Here is a 19,321-nt window from a genome sequence, read left to right as displayed (position 1 = left end):
ATCTGTCGTTTTCTCTTTCTGAACTGTAATCTTTGAAATTAATTCTTGGAAATGGTCTTTCGCATCGTAGTATCACCGTCCTGCGCCTGTATCTCTATCTTGCTTTCGTTTGCATCGATGTTGATATCCACTTTTTCTTCGTCGTTGTCCTTCGCATTGATACGAACCCCGTTTTCATCGATTTTCATTTTAAACGATTCCCCATCGGTATCATTGATGTTGATATCGATGCCATCTTCATTGATACGCACCCTGTTGTTGGAGTCTTCGTCAAATTCCATATCGGCGGGGCAATCAAGGCAACGTAGTTCGTTATCGTTTTCCATTTGCCATGTATAGCCGTCCAAGTCGTTCGTATCTCGATCGGTATCGGCACGCATGACCCAACTGCGACCTTCCCCGCGATTATAGGTAAGAACGGTTCCCACGGGAACAAAAAGATTTACCCGTACTTCTTGGTCATTGAACTTACTGTCTCCCGGTATTTGCAGGTAGTTGTCCAAAACTAGGCTATTGCCGGACACGCTGTAATCATAATCGATGGCTTCCGCAGTTTCCTTGGCCTTTGCAAATGAGGGGCCGTTGGCTTCCCGCCGCACCTCGATCCTAAAAATGGTATCGGTAGATTTACGAATCCTGAACCGAACGTTTTCGGATACCAAAATCCGCTCTCCATTGTCATCGTGGGTGATAATCATATTTCCCATATGCATTTTACGGTCCCGGTCATAGTCGAACGTGGCCAGGCGTATGTCCAAGGTGTCCAGGGTATTTTCAAAATAGATTTCCCGTTCTGAGGTATCGCTACCGGAATAGGCATGCGATGCCGCTTCCCTAACACCAAAGATTATCAATACGATGATGGAGATCAACCAAAGACCCAAGAGACTGAATTTGGCAATGTTCCCGATGGATTTCAGGTTTTTGACCAAAATCTTCAACCCTAAATACAGCAGGAAAAAGAACGGGATTCCAATGGCGAAAAAGGCCAATAGGGATACCAACCAGATGGGCATATTGCTGGAGTTGACCACATTGTAGAAGTCGATGCCCGGTACGTTCACCATGTCCATTACCCCCACGGAAATCAATCCTACGAACAGCCCTATCAAGGTAGAAGCCCCTATGATGATCAACAAGATTCCTATGAATTTTCCAAAAATCTTGAATAGGAACATAATAATGTCCCCAAGGGTATCAAAGAATGTTTTGCCTCCTTTTTTGACGGTATTGCCCACTTTTTCGTAGTCAACACTTTTTACACGATCCGCAACGTCCTCAAAACCCTCCTTTACTTTACGCTCAATATTGCTTATGTTCACGGCTTCACCACGCATATCCAGTTTTTGGGCCGTGGTGGTCGCTTCTGGTATCAATATCCATAGAAGTCCATAGAGTAGGATAAACCCTCCGCCGGAACCTATGGTCAAAAAGACCCAAAGGATTCGTATCCATAACGGATCTATTCCCAAGTAATGGGCCAGACCCGAGGATACCCCTGCTACATATTTTTGTTCGGTATCACGGTACAGCTTTTTTACACGTGGGGCCGGACCCGTAGTTTTGGACTTTGGTTCGTCCTCAAAAATGTCCTCGTCCACCACATAATCTTCGGGCTGACCCATAATGGCGATTACCTCGTCCACCTGCTTTTGGGTGATTACCTGTCTTTCGTTCTCCAATTTTTCGTAGAAAAGTTCTGCGATCCTGGCCTCTATATCGGCTAAAATTTCATCGCTTCCCGGCGTATTGGCAAAGGAGCGTTTTACACTCTCCAAATACCTACGCATTTTGTTGTACGCATCCTCATCTATATGGAAGAGCGTATTCGCTAGATTTATATTTACTGTCTTGTTCATTGTTAGCTGTTTTTTGTGTTGGTTACCAGATTGGTGGCTTTTCTCAATTCATCCCAGGTGGTGTCCAGTTCCTTTAGGAAAAGTTTACCGGTCTCCGTTAGGGTATAGTATTTTCTTGGTGGTCCGGATGTGGATTCTTCCCAACGATAGTTGAGTAGCCCGGCATTTTTTAACCTTGTCAATAGCGGGTAAATGGTACCTTCCACCACCAGCATTTTGGCATCTTTTAGCGTATCCAGGATTTCCGAGGCGTACTTGTCTTGTCCGTTTAAAATGGACAGGATGCAGTACTCCAAGACTCCCTTACGCATCTGCGCTTTTGTATTTTCTACATTCATATTGTCTTTTTCTTTTTTATGCGGCCACTTTCCAAGTGGAGATTGCTCTGTCCGCGTTGTTGTGGTCTGCATGGGTTAACGGTTCGTTTTTTACCCGATAGCTATCGGGAGATGAATAAACATCCTTGATTGATTTTTGATTCATTTTTGATTGATTCATAAACTCCTATGGGTGTGATGAGTACCCTGATTATTTTAATGTAAACTTATTACTCTGTGCATTAGCCAATGGTCGTCCGTATTTTTCCAAATGGCTATAAACTTCGATGGTTTTGATTCTGCGTCAGGTTCTTCTTTACTAAAAAAAGTGTGCATTCCTATCTGAACTGCCCCAAAATCGTTTATGGCATGGACCTCTACACTATCCTCGACCAGGGTTCTGGTTACCTTCCCACAAATATTGTTTTCAATACTTTTTAAAATTGCTTTTTTGTCCGTTGCCAAACCGCCTTTATCATGATAGAATTCCAAGTCTTCGTCGAAAATGGCCGTCTGTGTTTCCATATCACATGTATTATAAGCGGTGAAGTAGGTGTTGTCCAATTCCAGAATGGTTCTGTACAGTTCAGAATCCTTTGAAACCTGCCCAAATGCCATGCTTGTAAAAAAAGCAACGATGCTATATATGATTATTTTCAAAAGGTTCATTATTTTATGAATTTAATAGTTATGGGATACTGAAAAGTTTGTCCCTCATTGGTTCTGATGGTTGCCAATATGGTATAGACAATATTCACTACGAATAATGCGCCCTGTAATAGTCCTGTAATTCCAACAGGTACCAACCAAGTACCAAACCTAAAATCGTCACTATCCAAGTGAAAGTTAAGATTGTTCCATTTGTTCAAATGCCCGAAACCAAAAAAATCGAAATCGAAGATGTTTGGAAAAAAGCCTATGAAAAAGGGAATACTAATAATTCCCAAAACAATGGAATAGAGTAGGAGGCTAATCTGAAAATTCAAGGCCTGTTTTCCATTATGGTCCACAAAGTCATATTCCTTTTTGTTGGCTGTCCATAATATCAATGGCACAATAAAATTCCCAAAAGGGATAAAGAATTTGGAAAACGTACTCGCATGTATCAATGCGGAGAGGTTTCTTTCGTGTTTTGATAGTGATTCGGTCATGGTTCGTTCTTTAATTTGATGCTATTTTATGTTACTAGGTTTTATAAGAATATATTGATTGCATAATAACTTACAATGCAAATATATATTTAAAAGATGGTACTATGCAACACATAGTACTTAAAATTAACTTTTTATTAACATTTTAGGATATTGATTTTTATCGATATTTTTAGAAAATAAACAGAACAACAATGGCCGTAAACATCCGTAAATTCAATACGTTCACCTTTTTTAAGTTACCTTCTGCTTGGTGGTGTGGCGTACGTTTAAAATATTTGGACCAGCAGAAGGCCGTAGTCACGGTTACGCATAGATGGTTCAATCAAAATCCCTTTAATTCCATGTTTTGGGCAGTGCAGGGTATGGCCGCAGAACTCTCCACAGGGGCCATGATGATTGATCAGATTAATGCCACGGGCAAAAAAATTTCCATGCTAGTGGCCAACAACAACGCCAATTTCTCCAAAAAGGCCACTGGAAAAATCACATTTACATGTGAGGATGGGATACTCATCAAAGAAGCTTTGGAGAAAACGATTGCTACGGGAGAAGGACAAACGGTCTGGATGAAATCGGTTGGTGTGAATACCGATGGGGTAGTGGTGAGTACTTTTAATTTTGAGTGGACGGTAAAGTTGAAGCAATAGAATTAAATCTTCTTGCTTTATAACCCATGTCGTTAGTTGAAAAATTTCCACAAAACTATTTTAATAATGTTCTGATAGAATTCAATATAGAATCTTCTGTAACAAATTTTTCAAATTAACAACCAATAACTATCAACAAAAAGCAAAGATTCCCGACTTCTCGGGAATGAAAAAAATTATAAACTATGAACGCACACGAAATAGATTACGAGATTTTTGGAGAAGAAATGCAATACGTAGAAATAGAGCTGGATCCCCAAGAGGCCGTAGTGGCCGAGGCCGGTAGCTTTATGATGATGGACACCGATATCAAGATGAATACCATTTTTGGGGACGGTAGCAACCAGGATAATAGCGTATTGGGTAAAATATTTTCGGCAGGTAAGCGCATGCTAACGGGTGAAAGCCTTTTTATGACCGCCTTCCTAAATATAGGTCAAGGTAAGAAGAAGGTGAGCTTTGCCTCTCCCTATCCAGGTAAAATTGTGCCCATTGACTTATCTGAACTGGGCGGCAGGTTCATTTGTCAAAAAGATGCCTTTTTATGTGCGGCCAAAGGGGTCTCTGTCGGAATTGAATTCTCAAAACGATTGGGCCGTGGGCTCTTTGGGGGTGAAGGTTTCATTATGCAAAAATTGGAGGGCGACGGTATGACCTTCGTACATGCAGGGGGGACCTTGGCCAAAAAGACCTTGGGTCCCGGTGAGGTTTTAAAAGTCGATACAGGCTGCATAGTTGGCTTTACGAAGGATGTGGACTATGATATTGAATTTATCGGTGGGATACGAAATACCATTTTTGGCGGGGAAGGCCTCTTTTTTGCTACCCTTAGGGGTCCGGGTACCGTATACATCCAATCCTTACCTTTCAGCCGACTGGCAGGTCGGGTATTGGCAGCAATCCCGCGAGGTGGCAAGGACAAGGGCGAAGGTAGTATCCTTGGTTCCTTAGGGGATTTGTTGGATGGGGATAACCGATTCTAAAATCAAATACAAGCTCAAGAGTCAAGTTCAAGTTTTTTTAGTTCAGAGTTCAGAGTGCAGAGTAGTTTGTTTAGGCAGTTGGCAGTTGGCAGTAAACAATTATCAATTATCAATTAGCAATAAATAGATATAAATTCAAGAATAGCGATCAGCGTATAGCGCACAGCGTAAGGCCAAAATACCAACAACCAACAACGAAACAAGTGGATTTCAAAAATTTAATTACTTTTCTCCAAGAACTCAACAAAAATAACAGTAAGGAATGGATGGATGCCAATAGAAAGTGGTATCACCAAGTTCGGAATGAATTCGTTGGATGGCTTGATGAACTGAACGATAATCTTCTACGGCAGTATGATGATTATTATGATACGCCAGGTAAAAAGGGAATCAACCGTATCAATAATAATTTACTATATCATCCAAACCGACCCATTTATAAGGACCATTTTGGTGCCGGTTTGGATAAAAGGCCCAATACGGGCGATTTTTATATTGAAATTGGGATGGAGGTATCCATGTTCGCCGGAGGGTTATGGCGACCGGACCCCAAGAGATTGGCTAGCATTAGGGATGCCATCGACTATAATGGAGAAGAATTGGTCGACATTTTGGAAAAGCCTTCTTTTAAAAATGCCTTTGGAGGTTTGATAGAAGACGTAAAACTCACAAGGCCTCCCAAAGGTTTTTCTGAGGACCATCCCCATATCGATTTAATCAAACACAAGACCTTTGCCGTGATGGCAAAATTTGATAATACCTTGCTGTTTCAAGATAATTTTAACGAAAAGGTTTTCGGTGTCTATAAGGAAATGCTTCCCTTTCGAACATATCTTAACAAGGCCATTACCGTTTAAATGCTATTCGTTGGAGGCCGGAATTAATCTTGCACTTAAATCCGGCGTTTCCATATCCGCATCCAATGGAAACATGGGACGTTTGATATTTTTATACCCCAATCGTTCTAAATCCTGGTCCACGCCACCAGGTGTCAAGGCCATAATCCAATCACCCCGCATATCATATAGTTCAGGAACCAGATAACCTATCTTTACTACGATAATGTCGGTCTCCATAGGGTTTAGGCCCAAATTGGTGAAATCACTTTTATGATGATAGGGTTTTCTTTTTTTAGTAACAATCACATGTACGCTTCCTACCTTGACCACAACTTCCACTTCAGCATCCCGGTCTCCCTCTTTTATTGATTCGATTGTTCCGGTGATTTCAAGGGGTGGGGCAAATCGGTCATCCACTTCTGCTCCGGCGGTTGCACTTATTTTACCGCCAACGCCTACTTCCAGAGCTTTTTCCACCAATTGTGGCCCAGGAATAGAGGCATATATAAGGGAAGGACCATTTTCGGATTTAAATTCGGGCCGATTTAAAATCTGTTGCAAGGTCCATGTTACGTCGCCTGCACCACCGGCCGTGGGATTATCACCCATGTCACTGATCATAAAAGGTTTTTTTTCACTCTTAAGTGCCAATGCCAAACTTTCTTCCAGCGTACCCACAGGGGCTACAAATTCAAACTCGTTCCGAACTTCCCAAAAGGCATTTGCCAGCTTTTCAGCTCCTTGGGTCACCCTTTCTTTATCATCCCCTGTGACCATAACTACCGCATGGTTTCGTGGTTCATCTGCCCAGGCATATCCGATCCAGATAGCCGCATCTATGACGCCCTCTTGGTCCGCGACTTCTGGAACTTTCGCATATAGACTTTTACCAGGTTCGATTCGGGTGCTTGTTTTTTCACCAGGCAGCAAAATAGGAACGGGAATCCAAGCTTTATAGGCGGGTTTTCCTTTACCGTTTTCCAATCGTTCTAACAACAGGCGAACCGAACGTTCCTTGGACTCTAGGGCATCTTCATGAGGTGCCATTCTATAGCAAGTGATAAGGTCACTCTGTTTGGCCAAAGTTTCCGAAACGTTACCGTGTAAATCCATGGAGGTTGAAATTAAAACTTCAGGGCCAACTACCTCTCGGATACGTGTAATTAAGTCACCCTCGGCATCCTCCATGCCAACAACGCTCATGGCGCCATGAATATCGAACCAAACACCGTCATAAGGCATGCCCTCTTTCAACATTCTCACCGTTTTTTCTACCATGGATTCATAGGCTTCACGCGTCACAATGCCTCCTGGGAGGGATTTTCCCAAGAGGGTAGGAACCCATTCCGCCCGCTTTCGAATATCGGTTTCAGCATCAAAAAAATGATATCTGCCAAAAATGGAATCCCCTATTTTGGCATGAAAGGCGGCTTCCCCCGTTTGGGCCGGGGAAAAGGTGCTGGATTCAATGCCAATACCGGCAATAGCGATTTTTGGCAGCTCCTTTTGTACTGTTGTCTTTTCGGATTGGTTTTTGCACCCCATAAAGCTAAAAAGGGAAAGGACAAATAAGAGGACAATTTTTTTCATATGGGAATCTTAAGTTTCATTAAAAATACCACTTATTTTCTTTTTTGCCGTATGCCGTTTTATTGTCATATTCCTGATTAATCCTATCTTTATTGGGTTAACTAATATTTTTTATGGCCAATTTTAATATAGACGCAAAAAAGGACATGACCTATGATGCCATTGTTGTGGGATCAGGAATCAGTGGAGGATGGGCAGCAAAGGAACTTTGTGAAAAGGGACTAAAAACCTTGGTATTGGAAAGAGGACCTATCGTTGAACATGTGGTGGATTACAAAACCATGCATTGGGATCCGTGGGACATGGAACTACGGGGTGGACTTACGCCCGAAGAGAAAAAGAAACATTACAAAAACATCCGCTCCGGATGGGTCGGCAAGGATACGGAACACTTTTGGGCCGATGATGAATCCAATCCTTACACGGAAGAGAAGCCGTTTTTATGGTTGAGGGGTCACCAAATGGGAGGTAAATCCCTTCTTTGGGGTAAACAGACGTATCGTTGGAGCGATTTGGACTTTGAGGCCAATGCAAAAGATGGTCACGGTGTAGACTGGCCTATACGATATAAGGATATTGAACCTTGGTACACGTATGTGGAGAAATTTGCGGGAATTAGTGGGGAAGCCTTAGGATTACCACAATTACCCGATAGTCATTTTCTTCCTCCCATGGAACTGAACTGTGTGGAAAAACATGTTAAGGAACGAATAGAAAAGAATTTTGAAGGTAGAAACATGATTATTGGTAGGGTTGCCCATTTGACCCAGCCCCATAATGGAAGGGGACAGTGCCAAAACCGAAACCGATGTAGTAGGGGATGTCCTTATGGAGCCTACTTCAGTAGTAATGCGGTTACCTTGCCAGCGGCGAATGCCACGGGGAATTTGACCATTAGGCCTTACTCTATTGTACAAGAGGTAATTTATGATGACGCCAAAGGAAAGGCTACAGGCGTTCGGGTCATTGACGCGGAAACGAGTGAAGTCATTGAATTCAACTCCAAGATTATCTTCGTAAACGCCTCGGCCTTGAGTACCGCCCATATTTTGATGAACTCGAAATCCAAGCGTTTTGAGAACGGTTTGGGCAATGATAGCGGAGAATTGGGTCATAACTTAATGGATCATACTTACAGGGTTGGTGCCATAGGTAAGGTTGAAGGTTTTGAGGATAAATACTACAAGGGAAGAAGGCCAAATGGTATCTATATCCCTAGATATGTAAATATTGATGAAAAATCTAAATCGGATAAGTTTGTACGTGGTTTCGGCTTCCAAGGTAGTGGTTACCGTGGAGGCAATCCGGCGAATATAGAATCCTTTGGGGCCGACTTTAAGGACAGTATATTGAAGCCGGGCGGTTGGGAATTCTTCATTACCGGTTTTGCGGAATGTCTACCGTATCATGACAACAAAATCAGTCTTAATAAAGATGTGTTGGATAAATGGGGGCAACCTACCTTGACCATAGATGCCGAATTTAAGGAGAACGAAAAGGCCTTGAACAAGCAGATTCAGGAGGACGCAGTTGAAATGTTGGAAACAGCCGGACTCAAAGATGTAATGGGATTTGATAAGGAACACCCGCCAGGATATGGAGTACATGAAATGGGAACTGCAAGAATGGGTAGGGACCCAAAAACGTCCGTACTTAATGGATTTAATCAGGTACATGCGGCCAAAAACGTCTTTGTAACGGATGGCGCGTGTATGACTTCCTCGTCTTGTGTGAATCCATCATTGACCTACATGGCGTTAACAGCCAGAGCGGCAGACCATGCCGTATCCGAATTGAAAAAATTTAACATCTAAAATCATGGATAGAAGAAAAGCACTTAAGAAAGCGGGCCTACTGGCAGGGGCAACGATTGCAATGCCATCCCTTTTATCCCTTTTACAATCCTGTAAAAATGAAACAAGGCTGGATTGGCAACCTGAGTTCTTTACAGAGGACGAAGCCAAGACCATTTCTGCTTTAATAGATACTATTTTACCAACTACCGATACCCCTGGTGGATTGGATGTAAAGGCCGATATGTTCATAGACAAAGTTGTTGCCCAAACGTATGATGCCGAAGGACAACAAAATATGCGAGATGCGATTGCCGAGTTTAATGCTTCCTGTAAGGAAAATTATGGAGCTATTTTTCCGGAACTAAGTAATGCCGACAAAACGGCCGTACTGAAAGAGGCAGAAGCGAGCTCTCCAAAATTCAATCCCGGTGTTTGGGGAACTACGGTAGGGGACCAGCAACCTGTAGGTTTTTATAGATCAATGAAATCCATGGCTATTTGGGCTTATTTTACATCCGAGGAAATAGGAGAAAATGTATTGAACTATGACCCCATTCCTGGAACTTATGAGCCTTGTAAACCACTTTCCGAAGTAGGTAATCGTTGGAGTTTGTAGGATTAAGTGCTTTCTATTTTTCAGGCATTATTTTTCCCATTTAATTGGGCTCACATCGTCATGATTTAAAACCCTTAGATTATCACGGTCGATTCGCATGATAAGTTTGCATTCTGGGTCGGGGCAGACCACACGAGCGTCGGTTTCCATCCAGTCTGCCGGATGATTTTTTCGTTGTTTTGCGGGTAATAGGGGTAGGGTGGATTGTAGGGCATACAAACAGAAATCGGATTTATCCGGCATGGAGAGTTTTCCACCTTTTAGGTGAAATTTATCGCCGACTTTCATATTACACGTGCAGTTACCGCTAATGCTCTCAACGACCACGGTTAAATCATAGAGTTCAAACTGATCATCCCTAAGTTTTGTATCTTTTTTCATCGTTATCTTTTCTTTCGTTAAACTTTCCCCAACCAAAAATAAAGGTTATTACAGTCATGATCAAAAGACCCCATGACATGAAATTAAACAAACCTACTTCCAAGGGACTCACTTGCGGAATATCATATTCTTGGCCCGTTTTCGTCATGTTCGCCATTAATATTACAGGAATGAAATAAGGGATTATAAAGGGGCATATACAGGCAATCAAACTCAAGAGATTGGCGCGTCGTGTTTTAGATACTCCCAATCGTTCGCCCGTTTTTTTTGTAAAGTCGGCCACCATTAAAATAGCGACAATGCTGTGGGTAGTCAATAACACGGCCATACTCATGACCGTAACGATCCAACCTTCGGCATGCTTTTCGGTTTTTGCTTGGGCAGTGGCATAATCTACCAAACGGTTCATAAGTCCACTGGCCTTTAACGTTGCTACCAGACCCATTAAGAGTATGGTAAAAAAACTGAGTCCAACGGCCCTGTTGATTCCATCGATAATAAAACTTTTGGTGGTGAAATTTTCGATATCCAGGGCAATGACCTTATCGAATGGTAAAAGTCCAAATACTAGACTCAAAACTGTTCCGAAAAGTAACCCAAATAAGAGTCCGTGCAAAAGGTGTTTTCCTTTCAGGAAAAGATAGATGATGAATGCGGGCACCAATAACATAGGGAGTCCTTTTGGATTGCCCAACCCACCTATATCAGCAATACTTGATGTACCTACGTTGTTGTAGGCCATAACGCTAAAGGAGACCAAAGCAAACAATGCTGCAGGAAAAACATATTTGAATCGGCTTTTTATGGTAGGGCCAATTTTAGCATCTTGACTTAGGGCGCTGACAATGGTCGTGTCTGAAATAGGAGCGATAAAATCCCCAAACGTGGCTCCGCCCAAAATCGCTCCGGCCAAGGTGGGCAAATGTGCTCCTAAAACACCGCCAGTTGGGTAGAGCAGGGGGCTGCAAATCAATATGGTTGCAAAACTCGAACCCGTAGATAAAGAAACAATGCAACAAATGAGGAAGGTAGCGATAATAAACCCTGGACCCGAAAGTTTTACCTGATCGGAAAGCCATATAAGCGCCTCTACAAAACCTGTAAGCGTCATAAGGACACCTATGATGGAGGCCAACATCCAAGCGGTGATCATAATCATCACTATTTTTTGGGACATTCCTGAAATGACCACTTGGGAAAACGCGGTTTTGTCCTTACAAAGCAAAAGACCTAAGCCCAAGGCCAGTATTAAAACGGGCCAAAATCCACGTTCGTCCGGAGCTCCCGAAAGTGCAATTGTTATCACACCGGAAACAAAGACGAAAAAGGGCAACAAGACACCTAAGGTGCCACCATAGAATTCAATTTTTGGAAGGGCTTCCTGTGTTTCGTCCAGCTTCAAACCTAGTCCTCGTTTAGGTTGTACTTCATGATGGAACCGTGCTTGCCGGTCTTGTCGCGCTCCAATTCATAAAAGGGTCCGTTGGGGCCTTTGCTTCGGGAAACAATAGCTTCTATTTTTACAAGGTCATGTTGGGTTAAGGTAAAACTGTCCAATTTCTTGAGACTCTCTAGATGATTCCGGTTTCGGGCACCTACGATGATTCCACCTACCATCGGCTTTTGTAGGATATATTTACATGCGACTTCGGCGATTCCAACCGCATATTGGTCGGCAATACTTTTAAGTGTCCGCAAGGCTTCTTGAAAGAGTTCATATCCGCCAAACTCGTCAATGATCAATCGGTATTTGGTCAATGAACGATTTTCATAGGGTGGAACAGGGTCCGGTGCATTCAGATATCGGTCGCTCAGAAATCCACCGGCCACGGTGCCGTAGCAGAGGTAGGGAATATGGTGTTTTTGTGCAAGGGCGGTCATGTTCTTTTCCACCCGATGGTCCAATACGGAATATTGCACCTGATTCGATGCGATGGGTACACCCGCATCCAGCATTTCTTGAATGCGTTGGGTATCAAAATTGGTAACCCCCAGATATCGTATTTTTCCGCTTTTCTGTAATTCCGATAGGTGCACCGCGGTTTCCAGATACTTTGGGAATTGGTAATCCCACCACGCAAATTGTACCAAGTCCAATCGCTCGACACCTAGGCGCTTGAGCGAACGATCGATTATGCGGATTGTATCCTCTTTTTTGAGCGTTGCCAAGGCTTTGTAATCCGGCACATATTTGGTGTGTATCTGAAGGGGCGACAATTCTCCCGAGCGGAATTCAGCTTCGTATTTTTTTCGGAATTTGCCAATAAGCTCTTCTACACCGGTATAAATATCGGCACAATCAAACGTGGTGATGCCCGCTTTCACGAAGTGTCGCATATCGGCTAAGGCCCGCTCCTCGGAGATAGTGCCATGACCACCAGCCAAGTGCCACCCACCTTTGATTACCCTTGAAATCGTATATCCGGGTTGTAATGCTATTCGTTCCATTGCTTAGTTTGGGTTCGTTTTTTCAAATATATCATAGAATTCGTCGATGGGTATGGGACCTGATTTCAAAATGGTATCCATAAAAAATTTCAAATTGAACTTGTCTCCAAGGCGTTCTTTCTCCGTTTTTAGTAGTTGGGTGAATTGGGCCCCTCCCAAATAATAGGAGGTAAGTTGCAAGGGACTGTTGATGATCCGCCCCCAAAGACTTTTGGCGAACTGTGGGGCCAGCAGGGAAGTTTCCGTGGAGAATTTTAAAACCTGCTCCTGGTTCCATCCGTTACAGTGAACCTGCACGGAGGTGTAGGCCCTATTTGCATTTTCCAAACGTTTTCGCAGATGCGCCAAAAAAGTGAGCTTATTTTCAGCCTCCCAGCCGGCGTCCAAGAGGACTTTTTCCGTAAATGTCGCCCAACCCTCTATAAAAATCCCGTAAGGAAAGAGCAATCGAACGGGGTGTGGGGTTTCCCGACTGATTTTTAATTGCATGTAATGCCCTGGAAAAAGCTCATGGATGACGATCATACGGTTAAAGGGCTTGTTGAAGGAAGCCCAAAAATCGACCTGTTCCTGTTGGGGCAGGGTATCCGGAATGGAAGGCAAATTGAGCGTGGTCATGGGGTTGGGGTCGAACGGTGGCGCACTTGCCACCCAACCAATGCGGGCCGCGGGACCTGCACTTTCAGGCGCTGTCTGAATGCGTAGGGTCTGATTTTTAGGTAAGGTGGCAATATCATTTGCTGCGATGAAATCAACGGCCCTATCGCCGAGTTGTTGCCAAAATTGAAGGTAGTCGGCACTGTTCAAGGGGGCGTCCTTCTCCATATCGGCCAAGGCCAAACCAATAATTTCCAAATCGGTTTTAGGAAGGTTTTTTGTGGGATAGGTCTCAATAAGGTACTGTGTGGACACTTGGGCGATGAGTTTACGTACCGATTCAATTTCGTCAAGGGCCATTTGGGCTAATTCGGTCGAAGTCATTTCGCTGTCCGTATATAATTTCAACCTTCGGTCGTATTCCTGTTTTCCCAATATGGAAGTATCGGGCAGCGAAGTATCCTTCAAATTTTCTATGGCAAATGCTTTTAAGGATTCGACACTCTTTATGGCGTTTGTCATTTCCGGACAATGTTGGGAGATTTGATCCCGACCCACATTTTCATACCTGTCTTCCGATAGATAGGTGAGCGCATCGGATAAATTTTCCAGACCGCTCTCCAAATCGATTTTTGAAACGTTTTTCAGGTTTATTTGTGCAGCCGACGCCAATTTTTCAATGGCTATAAGCCGATGGCAAATAATATCTACTTTTTCGTTGTCCAGCAGGAAATCGGCCTTTGCCACCGATGGGATAGCATCCAAAATGAGCTTCGCATACAAGTTGAGGGAATGGGTGTGGCTGGCGAGGTTTTTCCAGGTATCGATTTCCGATTGGGTCTGAACACGTAACAACCTGCCGTCTATTGGGTCTATCTGGGCATTGGGTTCTGCCAGCAGGGAAAGAAAGTTCTCGTTGAAGCCAATCCATTGTTTTATACTTTCTTGGGATAGGTCCTCATATTGGAATACCGACGGCCGAAAACCCGATTCCAGTGCCTGGGAGGGATAAAAGGCCTTCCAAGCAGCTAGGTAGCGCTCCCCCAAATCTTGCGCTGAAACGGAGAAAGTGAATAGGAAACATAAGAGCCAATGGCCGAATTGGGTCCTCATAGCATAAAAAACAGGTTTGGTCTAGTTGAGAAAGATAGCAATTTATGCGGATTATGTTCGTTAAATTTAGCACATGGAAAACAGCATAATAAAAAATATCGAACACGAAATACTTTCCGATAATTGGTACACCCTGAACAAATACACTTTTGAATATCAGAAGTTTGATGGCAGCTGGGAGATTCAAAAACGTGAATCCTATGACTGTGGCGATGGTGCCGCCGTGCTTCTCTACAATACCCAAAAAAGGACCGTGGTGCTTACCCGCCAATTTAGGATGCCCACCTATGTCAATGGGAATACAAACGGAATGATGGTGGAGGTCTGTGCGGGTTTGCTGGATGGACTCACGCCGGAAGAGTGCATTTTAAAGGAAATCCTTGAGGAAACGGGCTATCAGCTGACCGAAGTGACGCAGGTATTGGTCACCTATATGTGTCCGGGTTCCGTGACCCAGAAACTCTATCTGTTCGTTGGTGCCTACGAAGAAGCCATGAAAATTGAAGAGGGTGGCGGTGCCGAACATGAGACCGAAAATATTGAAGTTCTTGAAATTCCTTTCGAAAAGGCCTTGCACTTGATGGCTACAGGTGAAATCCGTGATGCCAAGACCGTGATGCTGTTGCAGTATGCGCAGGTCAATGGATTGTTTTCTTGAGTTAAGTGTTCCTAGTATTAAGTTTCAGGTTGGAAAAATGAAAAATGAAAAGTCGAAAATGAAAAATGAAAAGTGTTTTTTTGCTAATTGCTAATTGCTAATTGCTAATTGCCAAAAGCCACCACCTAAAACCCTTCCCGAAGTGCCTCAAAAATAGTTTGCATTTGCTCTTTCACTTCGGATGGGGAATGCCTAAAGTGATTGTTCATAAAACTGAAGATTAGCAACTTTCCTTTTTTGGTCCTTAAATATCCGCTTAGACAATAATTATTACTTAAACTTCCCGATTTCGCAAAGATATAGGGTTTCTCTGTGCCCGTGTACCAAGATTCAACCGTACCTGAAACACCTCCGGCAGGAAAAATACTAAAAAGACGTTCTTCGGGAACTTCTTTATACAACTCGTTTAACACATACACCATGGATTTTGGCGTAAACAGGTTGTATCTCGATAATCCCGAACCGTCAACCCACCTAGGATGTTGTGGAAGGTCCTTCAATTGGTTTTTTAAGATATGGTTTCGGGCATTTTCCGAGTTCAGGGTATCCGTCAATACGCCAGAGGCCATAATGAGTAGTTGTTCGGCAATGAAGTTATCGCTTTCATGCATCAATCTAACATAAAGGGAATCCATCTCGATGCCGTAGAGGGTTTTCTTTTCGCCCTTGGGCATTTCATTGATCAAGGTTATCGGCATAGCAAACAAACCTTCCAAAACACTTTTTATGGTATTTGCGTCGGTTATAAAAGGGATTTCAAGGGAATCCCTTTCGGCGGAATCAAAATAAAAGAGGTTCCTTTTCTCTTCTCGGTTCCATGAATGTTGGATTTGCAACACACTGTCCTTAAAATAGGCAGGAGTTACTTTATAATCCGGAGTATCATGGATCATCACCGTATTTCCAAAAATGGGTAGAGCACTTCGCTCCGGGGAATAATACCAAGCAAAATCGTCCCAAGACCATCCCGGACCCATCCTCATATCCTGAAAGTTGGAGTAGTGGTATGCCAGATTTATGCTGTTTTTTAAAAACGAATAGGCTGTACTGTCCTTTAGGTAATGGTGCAGCAAGGAGGGATCGCCCGTTCCTTCAAAAAATAGAGTGTCGTTTTTTTGAAGATACCTAAGTGCAGGTGCCTGTTTTGGCAATGTTTTTAGGGCCGTGTACAAGGTGAAGATTTTGGTGTTACTGGCCGGCGTAAAATATTTGTCGCTGTTATAACTATATAGGGTATCCTTTGCAATTGGGTCAAGGACTAATAACCCGGTAAATTGGTTATCAAAAAAAGGGGAATTCAAGGTTGTACCAATCGATTTTTCCGTTCTTTTTTTAACGCTGGCGCAACCAAATACAAGGGCTGAGAGCAACAATAGCAGGGATATTTTTCGCATATAACTATTATGTATTTTATTGTTATCCAATATTTTAGGATATAGTTTTTACTTTTTGTATTTTCCTAAAATAAATTTCCAAAGGCGGTTTAACATTTTTTAATCGATTTTAACTTTTTGAATGCAATTTTATATTCGCTTTGGGGTTTAAATTTACACAACAACTAATTTAAAAACGTGTTTAGATGAAAAGAACAATGTTGGAGTACAGTAAGACGGTACTCCAGAAGGTTAGTTTTGATGCCAAATTGTTTTACAAGGAGCTTAAAAAAGCCCTTGAGAGATTGCTACCCGAGGAGGTGGCCGAATTAAAGGTCTGGTTGGAGTCTTTCGTTGATGACAAACCGGAACTTAGACCAAGTTTAATGTATCTTAATAAATAATCGAAAAGCCACTGAAAAGTGGCTTTTTTTTTGAACCAAGTGGATAAACTAGGTTTACTAACCACCACTTTGAATTTGATTACTTGTTTAGGGGGCTTATGATTTTTACGTCCTGAAAAGCAATGGCCCCGCGAACCACTCCAGAAATAACATCTCGCAGGGCTTCCGTAATTTGTATTTTCAGTTCGCTTTTATGATAAATTAGGCTTACTTCCCGTGCCGGGGATGGTTCCTTAAAGTACTTTAGGTTCTCTTTTTTATCTGTTTCCAATTCCAAGGTATTTAGGAAGGGCAGAAGGGTCATGCCAAGGCCTTCGTTGGAAAGGTTGATCAAGGTCTCAAAACTTCCGCTCTGTAATTGAAAGTGGTCACCGCCCAATTTTTTTGGGGCTTTACAAAGATTTAAAACGCCTTCCCGGAAACAATGGCCGTCCTGCAATAATAATATATCGGATACATCCAGGTCTTCTACTTCCAAGGTCGAATAATTGCCCAACCTGTGATTTTTAGGGACATAGCCCACAAAGGGTTCATAGTATAGCGGTCTCTCTATGATAGTGTCCACCTCCAAGGGCGTGGCGGCAATTGCAGCGTCCAAATGGCCGTCCTGGAGATTTTCGATCAGGGTTTCGGTATTCTGCTCCTTGATGATGAGGTTCACCTTTGGGTATTTGTTGATGAAGGTTTTTAGGAACATGGGCAACAAGGTGGGCATAATGGTAGGGATAATTCCCACGGTGTAATCACCGCCAATATATCCCTTTTCTTGGTCGACAATATCCTTGATCCTGTTTGCTTCGTTGACGATATTCTTTGCCTGGGCCACAATTTTTTGTCCGACTTCTGTCACCGATATCGGTTTTTTTCCGCGGTCAAATATTTGTACATCCAGCTCATCCTCAAGCTTTTGTACCTGCATACTTAAAGTAGGCTGTGTAACGAAGCTTTTCTCCGCGGCCAAGGTGAAGTTTTGATATTCGGCGACTGCCAATACGTATCTTAATTGGGTAATTGTCATGCTAACGATTTTAATGATAAAGGTATTAAAACTATCAATATTATTTATGACTATCGTCATTTTTATTCAATATATTTATACTTAGTATTGCAATCGATAACTTAATATATAAATAAACAGATATGAAATTAAATAGTATAGGCTTAGAAACCGACAAATCCGAAGAGATTAGTAAGGACTTAAATTTGCTTTTGGCCAATTTTCAAAGGTATTATCAAAACTTACGTGGAATACATTGGAATATTAAGGGTAAAAGATTCTTTGACTTGCACTTAAAGTTTGAAGAGTTATACACCGACGCAAACGCTAAAGTAGATATGCTGGCAGAGCGTATATTAACCTTGGGCGGTGTTCCTATGCATACTTTCGAGGACTACATTGATATGGCCTCGGTACCTGTAGGCAAGAATATTACCAAGGATGATGAAGCAATTCGGTTGATTGTCAATTCGTTAAAGGAATTGCTAACCATTGAAAGAGGTATTCTAAAAGTCTCGGGCGAGGCCGATGACGAAGGAACTAATTCCATGATGAGCGACTTCATTACGGAACAGGAAAAAACGGTTTGGATGATGAAGGCTTGGCTGGCAGAAGATATTTAATGGATATAAAGCCTGCGAAATGGTCAGTTACTAAGTTCCCGAACTTTATAACTGACCATTTTTTTTATGAGCCCTAAAGGAAGTTTTTCGTCAAAGGGAAACTGAACGGAACCTTTCCCTTTCTTGTATCCTGCCAATTCCGTCTCAAATACCGCATGTGCGGAAGGGGTGGCATAAAACCCAAAATGCTTCTTCTGGGCCGCGAAGTATACCAAAGGCTTCCCGTTCAGTTTGTACGCCGGCATTCCATAACTTATTCCTTCCACGGCCTGCGGAGCGGTTTCTTTGACCAGTTTCTGCAGTACCCGTAATTGCTTCTGTATTTCCATAGGGAAATGGGTAACATAGCCCTCAAAATCGGAAGCCTTGATCATGGTTGGCATAGGAAGGTACATTTAGGTTATCCATTTAAAATTAGGAAATTCATTCCATAAAAAAGACCTCCAAATGGAAGTCTTTTTGTTTATGATAGCTGTTTTATTTTAGAACCGTATCCTGAATTCCAAATCGGTATCGGCTACTTCAAATTTGGAACCATCAAAACTTGGTGGGCCAAAGGTCATTTCTCCCGTGGTGGCATAGCTTTCCTTGGGCATGCCGGTAGGTTCAAAATCCATTCGTTGATTTCCGTTGGCATCGTGCATCAACATTAAGGCAAAAGTTCCCGGTTCCACATCTGAAAATGTGAGGGTCACTTCCCCGGTTGTGGCATCCACACTTTGGTTCTGGATGCCGGCTCCTTTCATAAAGGTATCGGCGGTATGCAGGGAGCCAATGATTTGACCTTCGTTGGACAATACGTTCTCAATGGTTACGGTTACGTTGACGCCCTTTTTTTCTTGGGAATAGCCAGTCAATACACTTGTTAGTACCAATCCTAAAATAATTCCTAAATTTTTCATGTTTGCGGTTTTAAAAGTTATTCG

22 protein-coding genes are annotated in these 19,321 nt (G+C 42.7%); 8 read left to right on the top strand and 14 right to left on the bottom strand.

Annotated elements, in window-relative coordinates; translation table 11 throughout:
* Positions 1-38 precede the first annotated feature (38 nt).
* The 5 genes from FEK29_RS11140 to FEK29_RS11125 are packed head-to-tail and all read right to left on the bottom strand — an operon-like array spanning position 39 to position 3,327.
* Complete coding sequence (locus FEK29_RS11140; protein ID WP_138258515.1) at positions 39-1,859, bottom strand: PspC domain-containing protein; 1,821 nt, start codon at positions 1,857-1,859, stop codon at positions 39-41.
* A 2-nt stretch (positions 1,860-1,861) separates the two neighbouring features.
* A complete protein-coding gene (locus tag FEK29_RS11135; protein ID WP_099545205.1) occupies positions 1,862-2,197 on the bottom strand; it encodes a PadR family transcriptional regulator in 336 nt (111 codons plus the stop codon).
* Positions 2,198-2,213: 16 nt separating this feature from the next.
* Entirely contained in the window at positions 2,214-2,342 is a 129-nt protein-coding gene (locus FEK29_RS18165; protein WP_262710137.1) for a hypothetical protein, read from the bottom strand.
* A gap of 50 nt (positions 2,343-2,392) precedes the next feature.
* Positions 2,393-2,845, bottom strand: a complete 453-nt coding sequence (locus tag FEK29_RS11130; protein ID WP_138258514.1) for a nuclear transport factor 2 family protein — start codon at positions 2,843-2,845, stop codon at positions 2,393-2,395.
* Positions 2,845-3,327: a DUF4870 domain-containing protein gene (locus FEK29_RS11125; protein ID WP_138258513.1), complete on the bottom strand. Its 483-nt coding sequence runs from the start codon at positions 3,325-3,327 to the stop codon at positions 2,845-2,847. Before FEK29_RS11125 ends, FEK29_RS11130 begins: the two co-directional genes overlap by 1 nt.
* A 194-nt stretch (positions 3,328-3,521) precedes the next feature.
* Between FEK29_RS11125 and FEK29_RS11120 the strand changes: the two genes are divergently transcribed.
* The 3 genes from FEK29_RS11120 to FEK29_RS11110 all read left to right on the top strand — a co-directional run bounded on the left by FEK29_RS11120 (position 3,522) and on the right by FEK29_RS11110 (position 5,817).
* On the top strand, positions 3,522-3,977 hold the full coding sequence (locus tag FEK29_RS11120; protein ID WP_138258512.1) for a DUF4442 domain-containing protein: 456 nt from the start codon (positions 3,522-3,524) through the stop codon (positions 3,975-3,977).
* A gap of 185 nt (positions 3,978-4,162) precedes the next feature.
* Complete coding sequence (locus tag FEK29_RS11115; protein ID WP_138258511.1) at positions 4,163-4,960, top strand: TIGR00266 family protein; 798 nt, start codon at positions 4,163-4,165, stop codon at positions 4,958-4,960.
* A 203-nt stretch (positions 4,961-5,163) separates the two neighbouring features.
* On the top strand, positions 5,164-5,817 hold the full coding sequence (locus FEK29_RS11110) for a DUF2461 domain-containing protein (protein WP_138258510.1): 654 nt from the start codon (positions 5,164-5,166) through the stop codon (positions 5,815-5,817).
* Positions 5,818-5,820: 3 nt separating this feature from the next.
* On the opposite strand, the gene FEK29_RS11105 is transcribed toward FEK29_RS11110, so the two are convergent.
* Positions 5,821-7,389 carry a M81 family metallopeptidase gene (locus FEK29_RS11105; protein WP_138258509.1) on the bottom strand — a complete coding sequence of 523 codons (1,569 nt, stop codon included), beginning with the start codon at positions 7,387-7,389 and terminating at the stop codon, positions 5,821-5,823.
* 113 nt (positions 7,390-7,502) lie between these two features.
* Here FEK29_RS11105 and FEK29_RS11100 point away from each other — a divergent pair, with 113 nt between their 5' ends.
* Positions 7,503-9,203, top strand: a complete 1,701-nt coding sequence (locus FEK29_RS11100) for a GMC oxidoreductase (protein WP_138258508.1) — start codon at positions 7,503-7,505, stop codon at positions 9,201-9,203.
* A 4-nt stretch (positions 9,204-9,207) separates the two neighbouring features.
* Positions 9,208-9,801 (top strand): gluconate 2-dehydrogenase subunit 3 family protein, encoded by a 594-nt coding sequence (locus tag FEK29_RS11095; protein WP_138258507.1) that lies wholly within the window; start codon positions 9,208-9,210, stop codon positions 9,799-9,801.
* Positions 9,802-9,828: 27 nt separating this feature from the next.
* On the opposite strand, the gene FEK29_RS11090 is transcribed toward FEK29_RS11095, so the two are convergent.
* Genes FEK29_RS11090 through FEK29_RS11075 form a run of 4 tightly spaced genes read right to left on the bottom strand, consistent with a single transcriptional unit; the run spans position 9,829 to position 14,340 of the window.
* Positions 9,829-10,182: a TIGR04076 family protein gene (locus FEK29_RS11090; RefSeq protein ID WP_138258506.1), complete on the bottom strand. Its 354-nt coding sequence runs from the start codon at positions 10,180-10,182 to the stop codon at positions 9,829-9,831.
* The gene (locus FEK29_RS11085; RefSeq protein WP_138258505.1) at positions 10,160-11,584 is read right to left on the bottom strand and encodes a Na+/H+ antiporter NhaC family protein; all 1,425 of its coding nucleotides are present in this window, start codon (positions 11,582-11,584) and stop codon (positions 10,160-10,162) included. The genes FEK29_RS11090 and FEK29_RS11085 overlap by 23 nt, the downstream gene beginning before the upstream one ends.
* A gap of 2 nt (positions 11,585-11,586) precedes the next feature.
* A complete protein-coding gene (locus FEK29_RS11080; protein ID WP_138258504.1) occupies positions 11,587-12,630 on the bottom strand; it encodes an aldo/keto reductase in 1,044 nt (347 codons plus the stop codon).
* A 3-nt stretch (positions 12,631-12,633) separates the two neighbouring features.
* Positions 12,634-14,340 carry a DUF885 family protein gene (locus FEK29_RS11075; protein WP_138258503.1) on the bottom strand — a complete coding sequence of 569 codons (1,707 nt, stop codon included), beginning with the start codon at positions 14,338-14,340 and terminating at the stop codon, positions 12,634-12,636.
* A gap of 73 nt (positions 14,341-14,413) precedes the next feature.
* Between FEK29_RS11075 and FEK29_RS11070 the strand changes: the two genes are divergently transcribed.
* A complete protein-coding gene (locus tag FEK29_RS11070; RefSeq protein WP_138258502.1) occupies positions 14,414-14,998 on the top strand; it encodes an NUDIX domain-containing protein in 585 nt (194 codons plus the stop codon).
* 125 nt (positions 14,999-15,123) lie between these two features.
* Here FEK29_RS11070 and FEK29_RS11065 read toward each other — a convergent pair whose 3' ends face one another.
* A complete protein-coding gene (locus FEK29_RS11065) occupies positions 15,124-16,392 on the bottom strand; it encodes a D-alanyl-D-alanine carboxypeptidase/D-alanyl-D-alanine-endopeptidase (RefSeq protein WP_138258501.1) in 1,269 nt (422 codons plus the stop codon).
* Positions 16,393-16,577: 185 nt separating this feature from the next.
* On the opposite strand from FEK29_RS11065, the gene FEK29_RS11060 reads away from it, so the two are divergent.
* The gene (locus FEK29_RS11060; protein WP_138258500.1) at positions 16,578-16,775 is read left to right on the top strand and encodes a hypothetical protein; all 198 of its coding nucleotides are present in this window, start codon (positions 16,578-16,580) and stop codon (positions 16,773-16,775) included.
* Positions 16,776-16,854: 79 nt separating this feature from the next.
* Here FEK29_RS11060 and FEK29_RS11055 read toward each other — a convergent pair whose 3' ends face one another.
* The gene (locus FEK29_RS11055; RefSeq protein WP_138258499.1) at positions 16,855-17,793 is read right to left on the bottom strand and encodes a LysR substrate-binding domain-containing protein; all 939 of its coding nucleotides are present in this window, start codon (positions 17,791-17,793) and stop codon (positions 16,855-16,857) included.
* Between the two features lie 122 nt (positions 17,794-17,915).
* Between FEK29_RS11055 and FEK29_RS11050 the strand changes: the two genes are divergently transcribed.
* The gene (locus FEK29_RS11050) at positions 17,916-18,395 is read left to right on the top strand and encodes a Dps family protein (RefSeq protein WP_125222824.1); all 480 of its coding nucleotides are present in this window, start codon (positions 17,916-17,918) and stop codon (positions 18,393-18,395) included.
* 23 nt (positions 18,396-18,418) lie between these two features.
* Here the strand turns inward: FEK29_RS11050 and FEK29_RS11045 are convergent, their stop codons facing one another.
* Positions 18,419-18,778 (bottom strand): iron chaperone, encoded by a 360-nt coding sequence (locus FEK29_RS11045; protein ID WP_240042735.1) that lies wholly within the window; start codon positions 18,776-18,778, stop codon positions 18,419-18,421.
* 99 nt (positions 18,779-18,877) lie between these two features.
* The gene (locus FEK29_RS11040) at positions 18,878-19,297 is read right to left on the bottom strand and encodes a DUF2141 domain-containing protein (RefSeq protein WP_138258498.1); all 420 of its coding nucleotides are present in this window, start codon (positions 19,295-19,297) and stop codon (positions 18,878-18,880) included.
* Positions 19,298-19,321: the final 24 nt, after the last annotated feature.

Origin of the sequence: Maribacter aurantiacus (assembly GCF_005780245.1) — a bacterium.
In the GTDB taxonomy this organism is placed as follows: Bacteria; Bacteroidota; Bacteroidia; order Flavobacteriales; family Flavobacteriaceae; genus Maribacter; species Maribacter flavus.
This window is presented reverse-complemented; position numbering and strand designations above follow the sequence as displayed.

Coding starts and splice junctions, on each gene's coding strand:
- FEK29_RS11100 (WP_138258508.1), top strand. CDS start 7,503: ATGGCCAATTTTAATATAGACGCAAAAAAGGACATGACCTATGATGCC.
- FEK29_RS11050 (WP_125222824.1), top strand. CDS start 17,916: ATGAAATTAAATAGTATAGGCTTAGAAACCGACAAATCCGAAGAGATT.
- FEK29_RS11135 (WP_099545205.1), bottom strand. CDS start 2,197: ATGAATGTAGAAAATACAAAAGCGCAGATGCGTAAGGGAGTCTTGGAG.
- FEK29_RS11130 (WP_138258514.1), bottom strand. CDS start 2,845: ATGAACCTTTTGAAAATAATCATATATAGCATCGTTGCTTTTTTTACA.
- FEK29_RS11090 (WP_138258506.1), bottom strand. CDS start 10,182: ATGAAAAAAGATACAAAACTTAGGGATGATCAGTTTGAACTCTATGAT.
- FEK29_RS11105 (WP_138258509.1), bottom strand. CDS start 7,389: ATGAAAAAAATTGTCCTCTTATTTGTCCTTTCCCTTTTTAGCTTTATG.
- FEK29_RS11040 (WP_138258498.1), bottom strand. CDS start 19,297: ATGAAAAATTTAGGAATTATTTTAGGATTGGTACTAACAAGTGTATTG.
- FEK29_RS11140 (WP_138258515.1), bottom strand. CDS start 1,859: ATGAACAAGACAGTAAATATAAATCTAGCGAATACGCTCTTCCATATA.
- FEK29_RS11075 (WP_138258503.1), bottom strand. CDS start 14,340: ATGAGGACCCAATTCGGCCATTGGCTCTTATGTTTCCTATTCACTTTC.
- FEK29_RS18165 (WP_262710137.1), bottom strand. CDS start 2,342: ATGAATCAAAAATCAATCAAGGATGTTTATTCATCTCCCGATAGCTAT.
- FEK29_RS11120 (WP_138258512.1), top strand. CDS start 3,522: ATGGCCGTAAACATCCGTAAATTCAATACGTTCACCTTTTTTAAGTTA.
- FEK29_RS11115 (WP_138258511.1), top strand. CDS start 4,163: ATGAACGCACACGAAATAGATTACGAGATTTTTGGAGAAGAAATGCAA.
- FEK29_RS11095 (WP_138258507.1), top strand. CDS start 9,208: ATGGATAGAAGAAAAGCACTTAAGAAAGCGGGCCTACTGGCAGGGGCA.
- FEK29_RS11125 (WP_138258513.1), bottom strand. CDS start 3,327: ATGACCGAATCACTATCAAAACACGAAAGAAACCTCTCCGCATTGATA.
- FEK29_RS11080 (WP_138258504.1), bottom strand. CDS start 12,630: ATGGAACGAATAGCATTACAACCCGGATATACGATTTCAAGGGTAATC.
- FEK29_RS11055 (WP_138258499.1), bottom strand. CDS start 17,793: ATGACAATTACCCAATTAAGATACGTATTGGCAGTCGCCGAATATCAA.
- FEK29_RS11060 (WP_138258500.1), top strand. CDS start 16,578: ATGAAAAGAACAATGTTGGAGTACAGTAAGACGGTACTCCAGAAGGTT.
- FEK29_RS11070 (WP_138258502.1), top strand. CDS start 14,414: ATGGAAAACAGCATAATAAAAAATATCGAACACGAAATACTTTCCGAT.
- FEK29_RS11045 (WP_240042735.1), bottom strand. CDS start 18,778: ATGCCAACCATGATCAAGGCTTCCGATTTTGAGGGCTATGTTACCCAT.
- FEK29_RS11065 (WP_138258501.1), bottom strand. CDS start 16,392: ATGCGAAAAATATCCCTGCTATTGTTGCTCTCAGCCCTTGTATTTGGT.